Below are 20,261 nucleotides of genomic sequence, written 5' to 3'. Positions count from 1 at the left end.
AACCCTCGCATGACCCAGGAGGACATCCTTATGTCGAGCACTCGCATCACGCGCAAAGTACTGGTCGCCGCGGGCACCGTGCTGGCCCTCACCGGCGCCGCCGCCTGCAGTTCGTCGAGCGACAGCGGCGGTTCGGGATCGAAGGGAGGCGCCTCCGGCAAGAAGGTCCGGCTGATCACCGGCGTGAAGAGCGACCCCTTCTACATCACCATGACCTGCGCGGCGCAGACCGAGGCCAAGGCCAAGGGCATGGACTTCTCCGCGGACGGTTCCGCGCAGTGGGACGTGTCGGTGCAGCGTCCGCTCATCGACTCGGTGGCGGCGACCCGGCCGGACGGGCTGCTGATCTCGCCGGTCGACGTCAGCGCGCTCACCCCCTCGCTCAAGCAGATCCAGTCGTCCGGGACCAAGGTCGCGCTCGTCGACACCACGGTCACCGACACCTCCATCGGCATCACCCGGATCTCGTCCGACAACGAGAAGGGCGGCCGGGTGGCGGCCGACGCGCTCGCCAAGCTGATGGACGAGAAGGGCTCGGCGATCGTCATCAGCGTCAAGCCCGGCGTCTCCACGACCGACGCCCGCATCAAGGGCTTCACCGAGGAGATGGGGAAGTACCCGAACATCAAGTTGCTGCCGACCCTCTACGACAACGACCTGCCGGCCACCGCGGCCTCCCAGATCCAGTCGACGCTGGCGGCCCACCCCGACCTCGGCGGCGTCTTCGCGGGCAACACCAACACCGGCACGGGCATCGCCACCGGTCTCAAGCAGGCCGGCAAGCAGGGCACGGTGAAGGTCGCCGCGTTCGACGCCGAACCGGACGAGGTCGCCTCGCTCAAGGCGGGCACCCTCCAGGTCCTGGTCGCCCAGGACCCGGGGGCGATCGGCAAGGAGGCCGTCGACCAGCTCGCCGCCGCCTTCGAGGGCAAGACCGTCCAGAAGTCGATCGGCACCAACATGGTGGCCATCACCAAGGCGAACATGAACCAGCCCGAGATCAGCAAGTACTTCTACAAGGCGGGCTGTTGACGGACCCCGACCGGCGGTCCTGCCGGGTGGCTTCCCTTTCCGGAGGCCACCCGGCAGGACCGGTCAGGGTTCCTGAGGCATCCGGCGGGACCGGTCCAAGAGGGGGGACTTTGCATGACCATGCGCGAGGGTGCATAATCTTCCCATGTCTAAGGTCCTCACCTCCCTCCCCACCGGCGAGCGCGTCGGCATCGCCTTCTCGGGCGGACTCGACACCTCCGTCGCGGTCGCCTGGATGCGCGACAAGGGTGCCGTCCCCTGCACCTACACCGCCGACATCGGCCAGTACGACGAGCCCGACATCGCCTCGGTGCCCGGCCGCGCGCAGGCCTACGGCGCCGAGATCGCGCGTCTGGTCGACTGCCGTGCGGCGCTGGTCGAGGAGGGCCTGGCCGCGCTGACCTGCGGGGCGTTCCACATCCGCTCCGGCGGGCGCGCCTATTTCAACACCACCCCGCTGGGCCGTGCCGTCACCGGCACCCTGCTGGTCCGGGCGATGCTCGAGGACGACGTCCAGATCTGGGGCGACGGCTCGACCTTCAAGGGCAACGACATCGAGCGGTTCTACCGCTACGGCCTGCTCGCCAACCCGCACCTGCGGATCTACAAGCCCTGGCTGGACGCGGACTTCGTGACCGAGCTGGGCGGCCGCAAGGAGATGTCGGAGTGGCTGCTCGCCCATGAGCTGCCCTACCGCGACAGCACGGAGAAGGCGTACTCCACCGACGCCAACATCTGGGGTGCCACCCACGAGGCCAAGACGCTGGAGCACCTGGACACGGGCGTCGAGACCGTCGAGCCGATCATGGGCGTCCGCTTCTGGGACCCGTCGGTCGAGATCGTCACCGAGGACGTGACGATCGGCTTCGACCAGGGCCGCCCGGTGACGATCAACGGCAAGGAGTTCTCCTCCCCAGTCGACCTGGTCATGGAGGCCAACGCCATCGGTGGCCGCCACGGCCTGGGCATGTCGGACCAGATCGAGAACCGGATCATCGAGGCGAAGAGCCGCGGCATCTACGAGGCCCCCGGCATGGCTCTGCTGCACGCGGCCTACGAGCGCCTCGTGAACGCGATCCACAACGAGGACACCGTCGCCCAGTACCACAACGAGGGCCGGCGCCTGGGCCGCCTGATGTACGAGGGCCGCTGGCTGGACCCGCAGGCCCTGATGGTCCGGGAGTCCCTGCAGCGCTGGGTCGGCTCGGCGATCACCGGTGAGGTCACCCTGCGGCTGCGGCGCGGTGAGGACTACTCGCTGCTCGACACGGCGGGCCCGGCGTTCAGCTACCACCCGGACAAGCTGTCCATGGAGCGCACCGAGGACTCGGCCTTCGGCCCGGTCGACCGCATCGGCCAGCTCACCATGCGCAACCTCGACATCGCCGACTCCCGCGCCAAGCTGGAGCAGTACGCCGGCCTCGGCCTGATCGGCACCGGCAACACCGCGATCGGCGCCGCGCAGGCCGCCGCGACCGGCCTCATCGGCAGCATGCCCGAGGGCGGCGCCGAGGCCATCGCCTCCCGCGGCGAGGTCTCCGAGGACGACGCGCTGCTGGACCGCGCGGCGATGGAGTCCGGCACGGACTGACCGACTCCGGGGAACAGCGACGCCGTAGGGCCGGTTCGACGCGTTGGGCGTCGGGCCGGCCTTCCGTCGATTGGGGAGCTGGGGCGCACGGCAGCCGACCACAAGCCGCCCACGCCTCCCCGCGTAGCCTTCTCCCGTGACCACACCCAAGATCGTCGATGTGAGTGTCGACGCGATGATCGAAGACCTGCGCGCCCTCGTCGAGATCGAGTCCCCCTCCCGCGACCTGGGCGCCCTGCGGACATCGGCCGAGACCGTCGCCGGTGTCATCGAGGGGCGGCTCGGCGGGCGGGCCGAGCTGGTGGAGAGCGAGGGCGGGCCGCACGTCCACTGGTCCGGCGGTGGCACACCCCGCGTGCTGATCCTCGGTCACCACGACACCGTGTTTCCGCTCGGCACCCTTGCGCGTCGCCCGTTCAGGATCGAGGACGGGCGCGTGACCGGCCCCGGTGTCTTCGACATGCTCGGCGGCTTGGTGCAGGCGATCCATGGACTGGCGGCGCTGGACGACCGGTCCGGTGTCGAAATCCTGGTGACTGCGGATGAAGAGGTCGGCTCCCTCTTCTCCCGAGCGCTGATCGAGGAACGCGCCCTCGCCTGTGGTGCCGTCCTCGTGGTCGAGGGTGCCGCCGACGGCGGGGCCGTGAAGACCGGCCGCAAGGGGTGTGGCACTTTCGAGGTCTCCGTCGCCGGGCGGGCCTCACACGCGGAGCTGGAGCCCGCCGCCGGGGTCAACGCGCTGGTCGAGGCGGCGCACCAGGTGCTGGACATCGTGGCGTTGGCGCGGCCCGAGTTCGGCACGACCGTGACCCCGACCGTCGCGTCGGCGGGGACGCTGGACAACGTAGTGCCGGCGGAGGCGACCGTCGTCGTGGACGTCCGGGTCGAGTCGGCAGAGGAGAAGGAGCGGATCGAGTCCGCGTTCGCCGCCCTCGCTCCTCATCTCGACGAGGCCGTGATCACCGTACGAGGAAGTGTCGGACGGCCGCCGATGCCCGAGTCCGCGGCGGCCGAACTGTTCGCGGTCGCCCAGCAGTTGCTGCCCGGGCTCGAAGGCCGGGCCGTCGGCGGTGGGAGCGACGGAAACTTCACGGCCGCGCTCGGGGTGCCGACGCTCGACGGTCTGGGTGCCGTCGGGGGCGGGGCCCATGCCGACCACGAGTATCTGCTCGTCGCGTCGATGGCCGAGCGGGCGAACCTGGTCGCCGGGCTCGTGGACGCGATCCGGAACGCCTGACCCCGGCAGGTCAGGCACGCTCGGACGGCATCAACAGGCGGTCGAAGAGCCATACTTGACCATGCGGGGGATCGTCCCGTGATGGCCTGATACGGGAGCGGCAATCAGTGAGCAGCATCAGCAAGGTAGTGGGGAAGGTCGAAGTCCGGCTCCGCTGGGATCCCAGTCCCTGGGGGCAGCAGCCGCGCCATCTGGACATCGTCGCGGCGACCTACTCCGCCGACGCCCCGCACGGACGCCCGGTGTACGTCGTCAACTCCGAGAGCCGCTCGCCGGACGGCACCATCAACATGAGCCGGCACAGCGAGAGCGGCCAGGGGTACGGGTACATGGAGGTGATGGTCCTCGAACTCGACCGCCTCGCCTCGTCGTTCGCGCGGGTGGTCGTGGGCGTGGCGATCCATCAGAACGGCGGGACAAGGACCTTCGGTGATCTGTCGCACGCCAGGGCGCTGGTCGTGGAGGGCTACAAGGAGTTGCTGTCGGACGACTTCGCGGGGGTGGCCGGGTCCACCGCCGCGACGGTCGGGGAGTTCACCAAGGACGCCTCCGGGGACTGGGAGTTCCGCCCGATGGTGCGGGGGTTCGACAGTGAGCCGGTGGGGTTCACCGCGGAGATGGGCAGTGTGTCTCAGCCCTGACCGGTGCGTTCGTCTTGAAGTGCGGAAGCAGCGTCGTGACGCTCGGGCGCCTGTGGCGCAGCTCGTGGACCAGCCCCATGACGATGGCGGCGCCCACCGCGACCAGGTGCTCGCGGCCCGCCAGGTTGGGTTTGACGATCGACTCCCACACCATCGATCCGCCGGTGAGGAGGAACACGATGGGCGCACGCCGGACGACGGCCAGATAGGTGAACAGTCCTACGACCGCCGCGGACGGCCCCGTGTCGAGGACGTGCCCGATCTCGGGCCGTAGCCCGAGCCCCCCGCAGCCGGGCCCGATCAGCAGCATCACGCGCACCGTGAGGGTGCCGGCCAGCGTGGTCGCGTAGGCGACGACCAGGGTCCGGGCCCGGCCGAGTGCCAGCTCGGCCAGCGCGAACGCCAGGAACAGCTGGGTGATGCCGGCCCATACCGGAAGGTCGAGGGCGGGCACGTACAGCGAGATGGGGGTACGCAGCAGGGCCAGCCACAGCGGCAGGTCGCCCTGGACGCCGCCGAGGTGCCGGACGATCTCCGCGCCGGTCGGGTCCTGAGCCAGCGCGTGGAAGAAGATGACGCCGAAGGCGGCGACGAACGCCAGGGACAGGCCCGGCAGTCCCCGCCGCAGCAACTGCCGTACAGGATCGACGACGATGCCCTGCCATTCACCCCGCAATGTGCGCCAGATGAACACGCTCCCCCAACTCCCCCATCATCGGACAAACATACGGATCGGAATCTAGCCCCCTGAACGGGTCAGGCCCATCCCGGGGCGGGTCGGACCTGTCGTCGCAGCTCGCGTACGGTACGCGTGGGGCTGATATTGAAGAGTGGGAAGCGTTCCCGACGGTTGTCCGACGAATGAAGGCAGCGGGAGGGCCGGTGCGTACCTCGAGAGATCCGGCCGGTTCCACCGTGGCCGACGCCGGGCACCGGGTCACGCCTCCGCTCCGCTGGGCCGTGGTGGTGTTCTGGCTCGTCAGCGTCACCCTGCTGGTGGCGTTGACCGGTATCGCGCTGGGCCGGGACACCCGGCCGGCTCCCTTTCTGGTCGTACTGCCCGCGCTGATCGCGGGGCGCGGCACCGTACGGCAGACCACCGTCGCCTCCGTGTGGGTGACGCTCGTGATCGTCGGCTCCCTCATCGACAGTCCGCTGGGCACGGCGGGCGCGGACGCGGCGGTCGTCGCCTTCACCCTGGTGTTCAACGGCCTCAGCGTGGCGCGGGCGGCGCAGCGGATCCGCTGGGAGGGCGAGATCGCGCGCCTGCGTTCCGCGGCGGCTGCCCTGCAACGGCAGATCCTGCGCCCGTTCCCCCTGATGACCGACCAGCTCCTGGTCCACGGCCTCTACCGGCCGGTGGAGGAGGACAGCCGGGTGGGCGGCGACGTCTACGAGGTCGTCGCCTCCCCGTACGGCACCCGTGTCTTCATCGCCGACGTCCAGGGCAAGGGTCTCCAGGCGATCAGCGCGGCCTTCGCCGTTCTGAGTGCCTTCCGGGAGGCGGCCGTTGCCGAGCCCACGCTCACCGCCGTGGTCGACGCCCTGGAGGAGGCGGTGCTGCGGCACAACTCCTTCGCGGCGCAGACCGGCGAGCGGGAAAGGTTCGTGACGGCGCTCGTCCTGGGCGTCGACGGCGAGCAGGAGGTCCAGGCGATCAACTGCGGCCATGTGGCGCCGCTGCTGCTGCGCGAGGAGCGGGCCGAGCCGGTGCTCAGGCAGGAGCCCTGCGTTCCGCTGGGCCTCGACGCGCTGGCCCCTGAGCCTCGTACCGTCGAATGGTTCGTGTTCCCTTCGGACGGCACGCTTCTGCTCTGCACGGACGGGGTCACCGAGGCGCGCGATCCGTCCGGCACGTTCTATCCCCTCGAAGAGCGTGCGGCGGCCTGGGGCGATGTCCCCCCGAAGGACGTCCCGGCGACCGTCTACGGCGACCTGCGCCGGCACACGGCGGGCACGCCCCGCGACGACACCGCGCTGCTGGTGCTGCGCAGGAGGGGCGACGCGGGCCTCTCGTGACGGGTCACGGGCGGCCGCCCTGGCGCGGGTCCCCCGCGGTGAGGTGTTCGAGGACCTCGGCCAGTTCCTGGCAGGCGCGTTCCACCGACAGTCTGGTGTTGCGCTGCTCGGTGATGACGGAGGACAGCAGCAGGGCGGTGAGTGCCATCGTGCCGTTGAAGGCCTGGAGTTTCATCATCACCTCGACGTGGGTCAGCTGGGCGAACGGGCCGGACTCGTGGGTCGCGGCGATGGTGGCCATGACGGAGGCGAACAGGGCGCACAGCATGCTGCCCGCGAAGCGGAACCGCAGTGCCGCCCAGATCAGCAGCGGATAGACCAGGAACAGCAGACTGACGTGGCTGTGGGTGACCAGGGGGACGATCACGCCGATGGTGGCCGCCAGTCCCAGGGCCTCCTTCCAGCGGTGCAGGTCCAGGGGCAGGCGGACCGTGCGCAGGACGAGCAGCAGCGGGGTGACGATCAGCACCCCCATCGCGTCGCCCACCCACCAGCCCAGCCAGACCGGCCAGAAGGAGTGCTCCGCCAGCTTGTCGGTGACGACGAGCAGGCCGACCCCGCAGGTCGCGCTGATCAGCATGGCGGTCAGGGCACCCAGGAACACCAGGGCGAGGCCGTCCCGGAGTCGGCCGAGGTCGGTGCGGAAGCCGACCCGGCGCAGCATGAGGTAGGCGCAGGCGGGGGCCACGGTGTTGCCCAGCAGGACGACGAGCGCGGTCAGGTGGAGCGAGGTGAGGGACATGATCACGAAGAGCACGCCGAGGGCGATCCCGGGCAGCACCCGCAGCCCGAAGATCAGCAGGCAGGCCACCGCGACGCCGGTGGGGGGCCAGATGGGTGTGAACACCGCGCCCTCGACCACCAGCTGCCGCAGCAGGCCGAGCCGTCCCGCCACGAAGTAGCTGCCGGCGACGGCCAGCGTCAGGAGGGCGTACCCGGCCGGTCGCCGCAGATCCTCGAAACCCACCACAGCTGCCATCAGACACTGCCCGGGCCGTGTCGGCGAGGCGAGGAGCGGTGCGGGGGCGCGCTGGGTGCATTGTCCGGAGACGCTGTTGGTGAGCCGGCTGGAGCGGTCGCGCATGTCGGCCCCGCCCAGCGTCCGGCGGTGGTGCGGCTGCCCTGGAAGCCTGCGGCAGTACGGGGCAGCGGCCGGTCGGTCTTCGTCAGCACCTGCCGGGACAAGCCCTACGGCCCGGTGTCGGGCGCGTCGTGGCCTACGACCAGTACGGCCGCGTCGTCCTCGTGCCCCACGCGTTCCGCCCCCTTGATCACGGCGGCGGCGAGGGAGCCCGCCTCCATGCCCGCCACGGCGGCGATGCCCGCGAGGCGCATCACCTGGTCGAGGCCTTCGTCGACGCTCATCGAGGGGCCCTCCACCACGCCGTCGGTGACCAGGACGAGGACTCCGCCGGTGGTGAGCCGGTGCTCGGTCACCGGGTACCGCTGCCCGGCGACGATGCCGAGGGGCGGTCCGCCCTCGTCGTCGGTGATGCCGCACCGGCCGTCCGCCGTGGCCCAGACGGAGGGTATGTGTCCCGCCCGCGCGCTCTCCACCACTCCGGTGATCGGGTCGAGCCGCAGGAAGGTGCAGGTCGCGAAGAGTTCGGTGCCGAGGGACAGGAGCAGGTCGTTCGTCAGGGCGAGGAGTTCGCCGGGCTCGCTGGTGACGGACGCGAGCGCGCGCAGGCCGACCCGGACCTGGCCCATGAACGCGGCCGCCTCGATGTTGTGGCCCTGGACGTCGCCGATGGACAGGCCTATGCGTCCGTCGGGCATCGTGAAGGCGTCGTACCAGTCGCCGCCCACGTTGAGGCCGTGATTGGCGGGCGAGTACTGGACCGCAAGGTGGAAGCGAGGGGTGACGGGCATGTCTCCGGGAAGCATGCCGCGCTGCAGGGCGACGGCCAGTTCGAGCAGGGAGCGCTGCAGCTCCGCCCGCTCGCGTGCCTGGGCGGTCAGCGTCCCGAGCCTGGCCAGCAGTTCGTCACCGTCGTCCATGGGGCGCTTGCGGGACATTGACCACTCCAGAGGGTTAGTAACCCTTTAAGCATAAAGAACGGTTTTGCCCCGACAGGTTCCGCCCAGGAACGACGTCGGCCCGGCCACCGCGAAAAGCGGGGCCGGGCCGACCTGTCGTACGCGCCGCGTCAGCCCTGGCGGGCCTTGAAGCGCGGGTCCTTCTTGTTGATCACGAACGTCACACCGCGGCGGCGTACCACCTGCGCGCCGGGCTTCGACTTCAGTGAGCGAAGGGAATTACGGACCTTCATGACTTCCTCCCGTAGCGGCGCTCGAAGCGCTCCACACGGCCCGCGGTGTCCACGACCCGCGTGTTCCCGGTGTAGAACGGGTGGCTGGCCGACGAGATCTCGACGTCGATCAGCGGGTAGGTGTTCCCGTCCTCCCACTCGATCGTGCGCGCCGACTGCGCGGTCGAGGTGGTGAGGAACGCGGTGTCCGCCGCGCCGTCGCGGAAGACGACCGGACGGGACACGGGGTGGATGCCAGACCTCATGGTGCTTCCTTCCTCAGGCCGTCCACGGTGGGACGGCCGCTCTGCTTGGTTCGTGGCGCGGTCGATGCGCCTGGTTCAGCGCTCTTCGCGGAATGCGACGTGCTCCCCCGCCACCGGGTCGTACTTGCGCAGGACCAGCCGGTCGGGGTCGTTGCGACGGCTCTTGCGCGTCACGTAGGTGACGCCGGTCCCGGCCGTCGACTTCAGGGTGACGACCGGACGGTTCGTGGTGCGTGCCATGAGGACCTCCTTCCGCCCACATCCCGGGATCTTGTCCCGAGCATGTCAGCTACGTACGTCTCAACACGGGCACCCGGCAATCCATTCCCGCCCGCTAGGCCGCCACCGCGGCCCGTTCACGAGCCGCCCGTACGGCCTGGGACAGCCCGTCGATGTCGTACGCGCCATGGTGGCGGCGGCCGTTGACGAAGAAGGTCGGGGTGCCCGCGACGCCGCTGAGGTCGGCCGACTCGACATCCTCGGCGACATGGCCCGCACCGGCGTGAGCCCGCATGTCGCGCTCGAAGCGGGCGGTGTCCAGGCCGATCTGTTCGGCATAGCCCCGCAGGTCCTTCAAGCGCAGGGCGCCCTGATGGCTGAGCAGCAGGTCGTGCATCTCCCAGTAGCCGCCCTGCAGCGCGGCGGCCTCAGCGGCCTCGGCGGCGAGCTGGGCGTGGGAGTGCACGTCGGTGAGCGGGAGGTGCCGCCACACGTACCGCACCTCGTCCCCGAAGGAGCCGAGCAGTTCGCGGACGACGGGCTCGGCCTGCCCGCAGTAGGGGCACTCGTAGTCGCCGTACTCCACGACGGTCACCGGAGCGTGCCGAGGTCCGCGCAGGTGGTCGCGGTCGGGGTCCACGGGGACGGACAGGTCGACGATGGTCTCCGCCCTGCCGAACAGCACCCTGGGCCTCACCTGCGGCGGCAGCAGTCCGATCACCCCGGTGACCAGCCGGCCGACGAGGAACGAGTAGATGACTGCGGTGAGGATGCCCGTCTTCGCGTCCTCCAGGGTGGTCCCGTCGAAGGCGAGGGTCGCGATCAGCAGGGAGACCGTGAAGCCGACGCCCGCGAGGGTGCCGCCCGCGGTCACGGCGCCCCAGCCGACCGGCGGTCTGATCCGGCCCCGGGACAGCAGCCTGGTCAGTGCCGTCGAGGAGACGATGCCGAGCGGCTTGCCGACGACGTACCCGATGAGGATGCCCAGCGCGACGGGCGAGGTGAACGCCCGGGCCAGCTGCTCCCCGCTGATCTGGAGCCCGGCGTTGGCCAGTGCGAACAGCGGGACCACGGCGTAGCTCGCCCACGGGTGGTACATGCGCTGCAGCCGGTCATTCGGGGAGATCGACGCGGCGATGCCGGCCCGTACGTCGCGTTCCAGCTCGGGAGTGGGTTGCTCACGGAAGAGCCGGAACAGGCCGGTCGCGCGTTCCAGGTCGTCGCGCCCCGCCGGATAGGCATACGTGATCAGTCCCATGGCGAGTCCGATGACGACAGGGTCCACGCCCGATTTCAGCAGGGCGACCCAGGCGATGAGCCCGAGCACCGCGTACACCGGACCCCGGCGCACCCTGAACCGCCGGAGCAGCATGATGACGGCGAACGTGCCCACGGCGACCAGGAGCGCCGGTACGGCGATGTGGTCGCTGTAGAAGACGGCGATCACCACGAGCGCCAGGAAGTCGTCCACGACCGTGATCGTGAGGAGGAAGACCCGCAGCCCGGGCGGCATGTGGCGGCCCACGACGGCCAGCATGCCCAGCGCGAACGCCGTGTCGGTGGACATCACCGCGCCCCAGCCGTTCGCCGTCCCGTGCCCGCTGTTGATCGCCAGGTAGATGGCGATCGGCACGAGCATGCCGCTGGCCCCCGCGACGAGCGGCAGCGTCAGCCGCCTGCGTTCGCGCAGCTCACCCATGTCGAACTCGCGGCGCGCCTCCAGGCCGACGACAAGGAAGAACAGGGTCATGAGCCCGCTGTTGACCCACTCGCGCAGATCGAGCGACACCCCGTGCGAGCCGAGCCGGACGGAGAGGTGGGTCTGCCAGAACGACTCGTACGCCGACGGTGTGACATTGGCCCACACGAGCGCAACGAGCGCCGCCGCCACCAGGACGGCCGCGCTGCCGGTCTCGGTCCGAAGGAAGTCACGCAGCGGCGTGCGGGCTTCGTCGCCGCACGTGGTCTGCCCCGTGTAGTCGGTCGTTTCGAAGGACATCCGGGGTTCACTTCCACCTAGCGTCATGACTCACGTGTCGCCCCAACACCGGCCGCCACACCGTTCATTCCTACGGCAGCCCGCACCACGGCCTCCGGGTCAGCCGCCGAGTGCCGCCCCGACCACGGCCTTCGCCTCCTCCTGCACCTGGCCGAGGTGGTCAGGGCCGAGGAAGGACTCGGCGTAGATCTTGTACACATCCTCGGTGCCGGAGGGCCGCGCCGCGAACCAGGCGTTGGCGGTCGTCACCTTGATGCCGCCGAGGGCTGCGCCGTTGCCGGGTGCCTCGGTGAGGACGCCGGTGACCGGCTCGCCGGCCAGGGTGTCGGCGGTGACCTGCGCGGGTGAGAGCTTGCCGAGCAGCGCCTTCTCCTCACGCGACGCCGGGGCGTCGATGCGAGCGTAGGCGGGCGCGCCGAACCGGTCCGTAAGCGCCGCGTAGTGCTGCGACGGCGTCTTTCCGGTGACCGCGGTGATCTCGCTGGCGAGCAGCGCCAGGATGATGCCGTCCTTGTCGGTGGTCCACACCGAGCCGTCACGGCGCAGGAAGGAGGCGCCGGCGGACTCCTCACCGCCGAAGCCGAGCGAGCCATCGACCAGTCCGTCCACGAACCACTTGAAGCCGACGGGCACCTCGACGAGCCGGCGCCCGAGGTCGGCGGCGACCCGGTCGATCATCGAGGAGGACACCAGCGTCTTGCCGACACCCGCGTCGGCGGGCCACTGACCGCGGTGGGCGTAGAGGTAGGAGATGGCCACGGCCAGATAGTGGTTGGGGTTCATCAGGCCCGCGTCCGGCGTGACGATGCCGTGCCGGTCGGAGTCCGCGTCGTTGCCGGTGGCGATGTCGAACCGGTCACGCTGCTGGATCAGCGAGGCCATCGCGTACGGCGACGAGCAGTCCATGCGGATCTTGCCGTCCCAGTCCAGCGTCATGAACCGCCAGGTCGGGTCCGTGAGCGGATTGACGACGGTCAGGTCGAGCCGGTGTTCCTCGGCGATCCGGCCCCAGTAGGCGACGGACGCCCCGCCCAGCGGGTCGGCGCCGATGCGCACCCCGGCCGATCGGATCGCGTCCAGGTCGAGCACGTTCGGCAGGTCGGCGACGTAGGTGCCGAGGAAGTCGTAGCGGCCCGTGCCGGGGGCGGCGAGCGCGCGGGTGTACGGGATGCGGCGGACGTCCTTCATGCCGCTCGTGATGATCTCGTTGGCGCGGTCCTGGATCCAGGAGGTGATCTCGGAGCCGGCCGGGCCGCCGTTCGGCGGGTTGTACTTGAAGCCGCCGTCGGCGGGCGGGTTGTGGGACGGGGTGACCACGACGCCGTCCGCGAGGCCCGAGGTACGGCCGCGGTTGTGGGCGAGGATCGCGTGGGACACCGCCGGGGTGGGCGTGTAGCCGTCCGCGCTGTCGATGAGGACCGTGACCTCGTTGGCGGCGAACACCTCCAGCGCGGTGACCTTCGCGGGCTCGGACAGCGCGTGCGTGTCGGCGCCGAGGAAGAGCGGGCCGTCGGTGCCCTGGTCGGCCCGGTACTCGCAGATGGCCTGGCTGGTGGCGGCGATGTGGTCCTCGTTGAACGCGGTCGCCAGAGACGAGCCCCGATGCCCGGAGGTGCCGAACGCGACGCGCTGCCCCGGCTCGGCGGGGTCCGGGTGCAGCGCGTAGTAGGCGGTGACCAGTCGGGCCACGTCGACGAGATCCTCTGCGCGGGCCTGTTCGCCCGCTCGCTCGTGTGGCATGTTGGCCCGCTCCTCTGTGTCGACCGACTTCGCGTACGGCCCCATCTTTCCTCGTCAGGGGCGCGTTTAGCGAGTACACCCCCTCCGCCTGTGGAAAACCCGGGCCGCCGCTGTCGGTCAGTACCGGTGGCGCCTGTCCAGTTGCTTCAGCACCGCGCCCGCCATGGCCGCCTCGCCCTTCGCGTTGGGGTGCGCCGGAGCCGCCGGGGAGGCGGGCTGCAGCGGCTCTATCCAACGGTCCGCGGGTGCCTTGCACATGTCGTGTCCGACGGTCGGACCGTAGGTGTCGACGTACTCGGCCCCGTTCAGCGCGGCCACCACACGGAGCATCAGGTTGAGGCGCTTGCCGGTGTCGCGCAGATAGGGGAAGTCCTTGGCGGCGAACGGCACTTGGGGGTAGCAGCCGCTGCCGTCGTCGGGCAGGAGGTCCGGGTAGCCGACGACGACCACGCGCGCGTGCGGTGCCTGCTTGTGGACCGCCCTCAGCACCTTGGTCACCTTCGGCGCGGTGTTGAGGACGGCCAGCGCCAACTGGTCGACGCCGGTGGAGTTGTAGTAGCGCTGGCACGGGTTGCCCGTCAGGTCCGTGGCGCTGAGCTTGACGCAGGTGCCGATGATCGTGCTGAACCCGATGTCGTTGCCGCCGATCTGCACGGTCACCAGGTCCGTGTCCCGCTGCACGGCGTCCAGTTGGGGCGGGTTGGTGCCCTGCGCCTTCCACATCTCCTCGGTCGTCGCCCCGCTGCAGCTCACGTCGTCGAGCACGGTCCCTCTGCGGTCGGCCGCGACCAGCGAGGGGTAATTGTGGTCGGAGCGGGCGCAGTTGGCGTCCACCTGGGTCGGTATGTACGGGCCCGAGGTGTAGGAGTCCCCGAGCGCCACGTACTGCGTGGTGCGGCCGTTTCCGTGCCCCTGCCCGGAGTTGTGCGCCGCCGCGGGTGTCGCGGACGCCATGACGAGGGCACAGCCGCTGACCGCCGCCGCGACCGCCACGGCCCTGCCGCGGTGGTGTGCCGTCGCGGCCGGATGCGTCTCACGGTTCATGAAGTTCCTCCCCCAGGTACGAGACGGTGCGAAGGGGCGGGCCCGACGCGGTCGTCTCTCGTTCAACTGGCCTTGTATACCGGTCGGTAAGTCCTGGGGGCCAGAGGTTGGCAGGTATGAGTTCGCCGCCCGAAGGCGCAGGGCAGCCCCCGAAACAGTTCGGCCGGTTTGGTGGCCGGTTCCCTTCCCTGCGCGCATGGACCCCCTCTCGCGGGTATCCCTACCGCAGACGCCAACGCGCTTGGGGGTGGGGGGAGTTGGCTCTGGTGACGCAGAGACAACAGGGGCAACAGAAGGGCGCCTCGCGCCGTGCGCGACGCCGCGAGGCGATCCGTGCGCTGCGCGCCCAAGGACGCTACGGCCCCGTACTCCACGAGGTGCTGCCCGCCCTCGTCGTCGTAGCCCTCGTTGTGTGCGGGATCGTGGCCGGTCTCGCCGTGGCGTACCGCACCTACGGCACCGGCGCGCTCGTCGCCGGGCTGGCGCTGCTCGCCCTGATCACGGCGGGCATGGTCCGGCACCACCGCCCGCTGGCCCGTCGCCGTCTGGGCTTCTACACGGCCGAGGAGATCGCCGACCTGGATGTGGAGGGGCTCGCCCTGGCCGTGTCCCGGATGCTGCGCCGTGACGGCTGGCGGGCGCTCGCCCGGCCCGACGCGCAGGGCCAACCCCGGGTCCGGGCACGCAACCGGCTCGGTCACCGTCTGGAGGTGGCCTTCCGGCCGGTCGCCGAGCCACTGCCCGACGAGGAGACTCCGACGCGATCCGCGCGCTCGGCCAGCTCCGGGCCGCACCTACGCCTCGTCGTCCACCGGGGGACCTTCAGCCGCCGTGACGTGCAGTGGGCGCGACGGCAGGGCGGCGTCCAGCTCATCGACGGCACGCGATTACGGCGCTGGGCCCACGGCACGCCCCTGGACCGGCTGACCGACGTTCCCTGACACGACGTCCCCCGACACGCGGAACGAGCCGCAGGCACAGAGCCCACGGCTCGTTCACGGTACGGCCGGTCAGCCCTCGCAGTGGTTGCCCGCCGCCGGGTTCAGCAGACCGACGACGTTGATCGAGTTGCCGCACACGTTGAGGTCCAGGTCGACGGGGATCTGGACGACGTTTCCGGAGAGCACGCCCGGGCTGTCGACGGCGACACCGGCCGGGTCGGGGTCCGCGCTCGCCGTACCGGCACACAGCAGCAACGCCGCACCCGCCAGACCCACCGCGGCCGTCAGACGCTTCCTCATGAAGAACTCCTGTCACTCGGAGGGGCATGTCCCTCCAAGCTGAGGGTGCTCCCCGGGGTCACGACATTCTTCGGCGCCCGAACGGGTGGCGGCCGCCCGCTCAGGCCGTGAGACCGGCCGCGACCGTGGCCCCGAGTTCCCAGCAGGCTTCGATGCCCTTCTTGTCCGGCTCGCCGGTGAGCGTCACCGGGTCCGCCGCGCGCCGCCAGCCCAGCCCGGTCGTGATCGACTCAATGCCCCGCACGGCCCCCGTCACGTCGTTGCCGCCGTGCACGTAGTACCCGAAGTGCCTGCCGCGCGTCTCGTCCAGGCACGGGTAGTAGACCTGGTCGAAGAAGTGCTTGAGCGCGCCGGACATGTAGCCGAGGTTCGCGGGTGTGCCCAGGAGATAGCCGTCGGCGGCAAGTACGTCCGACACGGTCGCGGACAGGGCGGCACGCCGTACGACCCGCACGTCCTCGATCTCCGGGGTCGTCGCTCCGGCGAGGACGGCTTCGAACATCGCCTGGCAGTGGGGCGAGGGGGTGTGATGGACGATCAGCAGGGTGGGCACGTGCTGAAACTACCCGTCGGCCGGCTCCACCCTGGTCACCTTGCCCTGCGGGGTTGCCTCCATGAAACCGCTGGAGCCGTAGTCGTCGCTCAGATAGATCGCCATGCCCACCGCCTCGCCGTCGACAGTGTTCGGCACCCGGAGCAGCAGGTAACGGCTCGTCGGCTTCTCGACCTTCAGGTCCTTGTTCGCGCGCTTCAGCAAGGTGGGAACGACGTCCCAGTCGAAGTCGTCCAGCTTCACCGGCTGGTCTCCGCCCGGCAGCGTGCCCTTGTCGTCGAAGAGGTCGTCGAAACCGGTGCCGGAGCGGTAGGTGTAGCTGTCGTACTTGGTCTTGCTGCCCTTGACCATCACATCCGCGATGACATACCCCGGGTAGACGGAGAGGCTGGCGAACCGGTCACTGCCCGTCTTGTCCTTGAAGGCCTTGATCGCGGTGCGGATACCGTCCGGGGTGAGCATGTCCTGGGTCTTCACGGCGGCACTGCTCTTGCTCGCCGAGACGGTGGGCGTCGTCTGCTGCTGCGTCTGACCGGCGGCGCCCGCGGACGACGACCCCGTGTTGTTCTTGGCGTTCCCGTTCGGCAGCACCTTCCAGGCGAGCGTGCCGATCAGCAGTACGGCCACGACGCTGGAGGCAACCGTGACGCCCCGGTTCCGCTTCGCCGGGCGTCGCCGACTCGTCGTCTGCATGCCACTGGTAGGCGGCAGCGACGGAGGCGCCGGGGGTGCGAGCCGGTACGAGGTGGTCTCCGGGCGCCGGTCCTCGGGCTGTGTCGCAGCGACGTCCAGCATCCGGCCCACCGTCCCCGCGTCCGGCCGTGCCTCGGGATCACGGACCAGCACGCACGACAGCACCGGCGTCAGTGATCCGGCCCGCACCGGTGGCGGAACATCCTCCTGGAGTACGGCGGCCAGCGTGGCCAGGGTCGTACCGCGCTGGAGCGGGTGGTAGCCCTCAACCGCGACGTAGAGCATCATCGCCAGCGACCACAGGTCGGCGGACGGTCCGCCGCTGTGGCCGGAGACCCGTTCCGGGGCCATGTAGTCGGGCGTGCCGATGATGGAGCCGGTGGCGGTGAGGGCGGTGGCGTCGCGGATGGCGGCGATGCCGAAGTCCGTGAGGACGGGGCGGCCGTCGGTGCGCAGCAGGACGTTGGCGGGTTTCACGTCGCGGTGCTGGACGCCCGCCTCGTGCGCCGCGTTCAGGGCGTCGAGCACTCCGCGTCCGAGCCGGGCGGCCTCCGCGGGGGCCATCGGTCCGCGGGCCAACCTGTCGGCGAGGGAGCCGCCTTGGACGAGTTCCATGACGAGCCAGGGGTAGGTGCCCTCGCCGCCGTCGACGATGTGATGGATCGTCACCACGTTCGGGTGCTCGACCCTGGCCAGGGCGCGCGCCTCGCGCAGGACCCGCTGGCGGAGCATCTCCGCGGCGGCGGGGTCGTACTCGGCGAGGTCGATGTCCGGCGGCCGGACCTCCTTGACCGCGACATAGCGGTGCAGCAGCAGATCCTGGGCGCGCCACACCGTGCCCATGCCACCGCCGCCGAGCCGGGACTCCAGCTCGAAGCGGCCGTCGACGACCCGTCTGTCGGGTTCCCCCTCGTTCATGCGGAGGAGCTTATGTGACGAACGTGCACGCCTGTGCGTCGAGTTCAGAGGTTGAGAAACGTCCGGGCCGACCCGTGAGGGCCGACCCGGACGTCAGTGGTGCGTTCCCGTAGGACTCAAGCTCAGACGAGGTCGAAGCGGTCCAGGTCGGAGACCTTGACCCACGCGTCGACGAAGTCCTTCACGAACTTCTCCTTCGCGTCGTCGCTCGCGTAGACCTCGGCGAGCGCGCGCAGCTCGGAGTTCGAGCCGAAGACCAGGTCGGCACGCGTGCCGGTCCACTTGACCGCGCCGGAGGCGTCACGGGCCTCGAAGGTCTGCTGGTCCGAGGAGGTCGACGACCAAGTGGTGCCCAGGTCGAGCAGGTTGACGAAGAAGTCGTTCGTCAGCGTGCCGACCTTGTCGGTGAGGACACCGTGCGTGGACTGGCCCTGGTTGGCGCCCAGGACGCGCAGGCCGCCGACGAGGACGGTCAGCTCGGGGGCGGTCAGCGTGAGCAGGTTCGCGCGGTCGAGCAGCAGGTACTCGGCGGGAAGGCGGTTGCCCTTGCCGAGGTAGTTGCGGAAGCCGTCGGAGGTCGGCTCCAGCGCGGCGAACGACTCGACGTCGGTGTGCTCCTCGGTCGCGTCGACACGGCCCGGCGTGAAGGGGACCTCCACGTCGACGCCGCCGTCCTTGGCGGCCTTCTCGACCGCGGCGGCACCGCCGAGGACGATCAGGTCGGCCAGGGAGACCTTCTTGGCGCCGGAGTTGAACTCCTGCTGGATGCCTTCGAGGACCCGCAGCACCTGAGCGAGCTGGTCGGGGTCGTTGGCCTCCCAGCCGCGCTGCGGCTCCAGGCGGATGCGGGCACCGTTGGCGCCGCCGCGCTTGTCGCTGCCCCGGTGGGTGGAGGCGGACGCCCACGCGGTGGACACGAGCTGCGAGACGGTCAGGTCCGAGGCGAGGATCTTCGCCTTGAGGGCCGTGACGTCGGCGGCGTCGATGGTCTCGCCGTCGGCCTGCGGCAGCGGGTCCTGCCACAGCAGGGTCTCGGAGGGGACCTCCGGGCCGAGGTACAGGGACTTCGGGCCCAGGTCGCGGTGGGTCAGCTTGTACCAGGCGCGGGCGAAGGCGTCCGCGAACTGCGCCGGGTTCTCGTGGAAGCGCTTCGAGATCTCACCGTAGATCGGGTCGAAGCGCAGCGAGAGGTCGGTGGTGAGCATCGTGGGGAGCTTCTTGGCGTCGCTGTGGGCGTCCGGGATGATCGCCTCGGCGTCCTTGGCCACCCACTGGTTGGCGCCGGCGGGGCTCTGGGTGAGCTCCCACTCGTAGCCGAAGAGGATGTCGAAGAAGTCGTTGCTCCACTGGGTGGGCTTGGTGGTCCAGGTGACCTCAAGACCGGAGGTGATGGCGTCGCCGCCCTTGCCGGTGCCGTAGGTGGACTTCCAGCCCAGGCCCTGCTGCTCAAGCGGGGCGGCCTCGGGGTCGTCGCCGACCGATTCGGCCGGGCCCGCGCCGTGGGTCTTGCCGAAGGTGTGGCCGCCGGCGATGAGGGCGACGGTCTCCTCGTCGTTCATCGCCATCCGGCGGAAGGTCTCACGGATGTCGCGGGCCGCGGCCAGCGGGTCCGGGTTGCCGTTCGGGCCCTCGGGGTTGACGTAGATGAGGCCCATCTGGACGGCGCCGAGCGGGTTCTCCAGCTCACGGTCGCCGGTGTAGCGCTGGTCGTCGAGCCAGGTGGTCTCGGGACCCCAGTACACGTCCTCGTCGGCCTCCCAGACGTCGGCGCGGCCGCCGCCGAAGCCGAAGGTCGTAAAGCCCATGGTCTCCAGCGCGACGTTGCCGGTGAGGATCATGAGGTCGGCCCAGGAGATGGACTGGCCGTACTTCTTCTTGACCGGCCACAGCAGACGGCGGGCCTTGTCCAGGTTGCCGTTGTCCGGCCAGCTGTTCAGCGGCGCGAAGCGCTGCTGACCGCGGCCGCCACCGCCGCGGCCGTCGCTGATGCGGTAGGTGCCGGCGCTGTGCCAGGCCATGCGGATCATCAGCGGGCCGTAGTTGCCGAAGTCGGCCGGCCACCAGTCCTGCGAGGTGGTCAGTACCTCGGCGATGTCCTGTTTGACGGCCGCGAGGTCGAGACCCTGGAACGCCTCGGCGTAGTCGAAGTCCGCGCCGAGCGGGTTCGCGACGACCGGGTCCTTGGCGAGGATCTTCAGGTTGAGCCGCTCCGGCCACCACTGACGGTTGCCGCCGCCCTGGGTCGGGTGCGGGGCGCGCCCGTGCGCGACGGGGCAGCCCCCGGCGTCCTCCGACTTCGCGTCCGTGACGATTGCGTCGTGGTTCTCAGACATGGGAATCCTTCCAAAACGGGGTGGAACACGTGGCTCAGGAACTGGGGGCTGCGGTACAGGCGGGGCACAGGCCCCAGTAGATGACCTCGGCCTCGTCGATCGAGAAGCCTTGGTCGTCGGCGGCGGTCAGGCAGGGTGCCTCGCCGACCGCGCAGTCGACGTCGGCGACGACACCGCACGACCTGCACATGAGGTGGTGGTGGTTGTCGCCGACACGTCCTTCGAAGCGGGCGGGGCTGCCTGCCGGTTCGATACGGCGTATGAGTCCGGCCGAGGTCAGCGCGTGGAGGGCGTCGTAGACGGCCTGAAGCGATATGTGTCCTACGCGGTCACGGACCCCGGACGCGACCGCCTCGACATCGAGGTGGTCACCGTGCCGGACGGTCTCGAGCAGCGCGACGCGGGCTGCCGTCACCCGCAGGCCGGCACCGCGCAGCTCCTCGGCGGTGGTCGGATGCTGGGATGCGGTCATGGCGCTCAACC

At 70.3% G+C, this 20,261-nt stretch carries 20 protein-coding genes; 6 read left to right on the top strand and 14 right to left on the bottom strand.

All coding sequences use genetic code 11. The features are described 5' to 3' along the window. The first annotated feature begins 30 nt into the window (after positions 1-30). From OO70_RS01200 to OO70_RS01185, 4 genes are all read left to right on the top strand, one after another. A complete protein-coding gene (locus OO70_RS01200) occupies positions 31-1,032 on the top strand; it encodes an ABC transporter substrate-binding protein (protein WP_043662616.1) in 1,002 nt (333 codons plus the stop codon). A gap of 145 nt (positions 1,033-1,177) precedes the next feature. Then, positions 1,178-2,623, top strand: a complete 1,446-nt coding sequence (argG, locus tag OO70_RS01195; protein ID WP_019056089.1) for an argininosuccinate synthase — start codon at positions 1,178-1,180, stop codon at positions 2,621-2,623. 175 nt (positions 2,624-2,798) lie between these two features. Beyond that, positions 2,799-3,860 carry a M20 family metallopeptidase gene (locus OO70_RS01190; protein ID WP_106971606.1) on the top strand — a complete coding sequence of 354 codons (1,062 nt, stop codon included), beginning with the start codon at positions 2,799-2,801 and terminating at the stop codon, positions 3,858-3,860. A gap of 107 nt (positions 3,861-3,967) precedes the next feature. Next, entirely contained in the window at positions 3,968-4,501 is a 534-nt protein-coding gene (locus tag OO70_RS01185) for a TerD family protein (protein WP_043662612.1), read from the top strand. Here the strand turns inward: OO70_RS01185 and OO70_RS01180 are convergent. Continuing rightward, positions 4,467-5,195 carry a hypothetical protein gene (locus tag OO70_RS01180; RefSeq protein WP_043662610.1) on the bottom strand — a complete coding sequence of 243 codons (729 nt, stop codon included), beginning with the start codon at positions 5,193-5,195 and terminating at the stop codon, positions 4,467-4,469. The two genes, OO70_RS01185 and OO70_RS01180, sit on opposite strands and share 35 nt — an antisense overlap. A gap of 188 nt (positions 5,196-5,383) precedes the next feature. Between OO70_RS01180 and OO70_RS01175 the strand changes: the two genes are divergently transcribed. After that, positions 5,384-6,520 carry a PP2C family protein-serine/threonine phosphatase gene (locus OO70_RS01175; protein ID WP_043662608.1) on the top strand — a complete coding sequence of 379 codons (1,137 nt, stop codon included), beginning with the start codon at positions 5,384-5,386 and terminating at the stop codon, positions 6,518-6,520. A gap of 4 nt (positions 6,521-6,524) precedes the next feature. Here the strand turns inward: OO70_RS01175 and OO70_RS01170 are convergent, their stop codons facing one another. From OO70_RS01170 to OO70_RS01135, 8 genes are all read right to left on the bottom strand, one after another. Further along, positions 6,525-7,490: an MASE1 domain-containing protein gene (locus OO70_RS01170; protein ID WP_043663489.1), complete on the bottom strand. Its 966-nt coding sequence runs from the start codon at positions 7,488-7,490 to the stop codon at positions 6,525-6,527. A gap of 218 nt (positions 7,491-7,708) precedes the next feature. Continuing rightward, the gene (locus OO70_RS01165; protein WP_043662606.1) at positions 7,709-8,539 is read right to left on the bottom strand and encodes a PP2C family protein-serine/threonine phosphatase; all 831 of its coding nucleotides are present in this window, start codon (positions 8,537-8,539) and stop codon (positions 7,709-7,711) included. Between the two features lie 131 nt (positions 8,540-8,670). Next, complete coding sequence (gene ykgO, locus OO70_RS01160; RefSeq protein ID WP_043662604.1) at positions 8,671-8,793, bottom strand: type B 50S ribosomal protein L36; 123 nt, start codon at positions 8,791-8,793, stop codon at positions 8,671-8,673. Next, complete coding sequence (locus OO70_RS01155) at positions 8,790-9,038, bottom strand: type B 50S ribosomal protein L31 (protein ID WP_043662602.1); 249 nt, start codon at positions 9,036-9,038, stop codon at positions 8,790-8,792. The genes ykgO and OO70_RS01155 overlap by 4 nt, the downstream gene beginning before the upstream one ends. 75 nt (positions 9,039-9,113) lie before the next feature. Beyond that, a complete protein-coding gene (rpmG, locus tag OO70_RS01150) occupies positions 9,114-9,278 on the bottom strand; it encodes a 50S ribosomal protein L33 (protein WP_043662600.1) in 165 nt (54 codons plus the stop codon). 94 nt (positions 9,279-9,372) lie between these two features. After that, entirely contained in the window at positions 9,373-11,256 is a 1,884-nt protein-coding gene (nhaA, locus tag OO70_RS01145; RefSeq protein WP_043662598.1) for a Na+/H+ antiporter NhaA, read from the bottom strand. A 99-nt stretch (positions 11,257-11,355) separates the two neighbouring features. Further along, positions 11,356-12,996 (bottom strand): phosphoglucomutase (alpha-D-glucose-1,6-bisphosphate-dependent), encoded by a 1,641-nt coding sequence (pgm, locus tag OO70_RS01140; RefSeq protein ID WP_043663486.1) that lies wholly within the window; start codon positions 12,994-12,996, stop codon positions 11,356-11,358. Between the two features lie 117 nt (positions 12,997-13,113). Then, complete coding sequence (locus OO70_RS01135) at positions 13,114-14,040, bottom strand: SGNH/GDSL hydrolase family protein (RefSeq protein ID WP_051740433.1); 927 nt, start codon at positions 14,038-14,040, stop codon at positions 13,114-13,116. Positions 14,041-14,306: 266 nt separating this feature from the next. Here OO70_RS01135 and OO70_RS01130 point away from each other — a divergent pair, with 266 nt between their 5' ends. Further along, complete coding sequence (locus OO70_RS01130; RefSeq protein WP_043662596.1) at positions 14,307-14,981, top strand: hypothetical protein; 675 nt, start codon at positions 14,307-14,309, stop codon at positions 14,979-14,981. Positions 14,982-15,050: 69 nt separating this feature from the next. On the opposite strand, the gene OO70_RS01125 is transcribed toward OO70_RS01130, so the two are convergent. The 5 genes from OO70_RS01125 to OO70_RS01105 form a co-directional block, all read right to left on the bottom strand. After that, positions 15,051-15,281 (bottom strand): chaplin, encoded by a 231-nt coding sequence (locus tag OO70_RS01125; RefSeq protein ID WP_043662595.1) that lies wholly within the window; start codon positions 15,279-15,281, stop codon positions 15,051-15,053. Between the two features lie 100 nt (positions 15,282-15,381). Further along, the gene (locus OO70_RS01120; RefSeq protein ID WP_043662593.1) at positions 15,382-15,834 is read right to left on the bottom strand and encodes a flavodoxin family protein; all 453 of its coding nucleotides are present in this window, start codon (positions 15,832-15,834) and stop codon (positions 15,382-15,384) included. A 9-nt stretch (positions 15,835-15,843) separates the two neighbouring features. Beyond that, positions 15,844-17,445, bottom strand: a complete 1,602-nt coding sequence (locus tag OO70_RS01115; protein WP_043662591.1) for a serine/threonine-protein kinase — start codon at positions 17,443-17,445, stop codon at positions 15,844-15,846. 122 nt (positions 17,446-17,567) lie between these two features. Beyond that, positions 17,568-19,778, bottom strand: a complete 2,211-nt coding sequence (gene katG, locus OO70_RS01110) for a catalase/peroxidase HPI (protein WP_043662589.1) — start codon at positions 19,776-19,778, stop codon at positions 17,568-17,570. 34 nt (positions 19,779-19,812) lie between these two features. Beyond that, positions 19,813-20,250 (bottom strand): Fur family transcriptional regulator, encoded by a 438-nt coding sequence (locus OO70_RS01105; RefSeq protein ID WP_043662587.1) that lies wholly within the window; start codon positions 20,248-20,250, stop codon positions 19,813-19,815. Positions 20,251-20,261 lie beyond the last annotated feature (11 nt).

Source organism: Streptomyces xylophagus (assembly GCF_000716435.1).
GTDB lineage: Bacteria > Actinomycetota > Actinomycetes > Streptomycetales > Streptomycetaceae > Streptomyces > Streptomyces xylophagus.
Note: the sequence above shows the minus strand (reverse complement) of the source record. Positions and strands in the feature narration are given on the sequence as shown.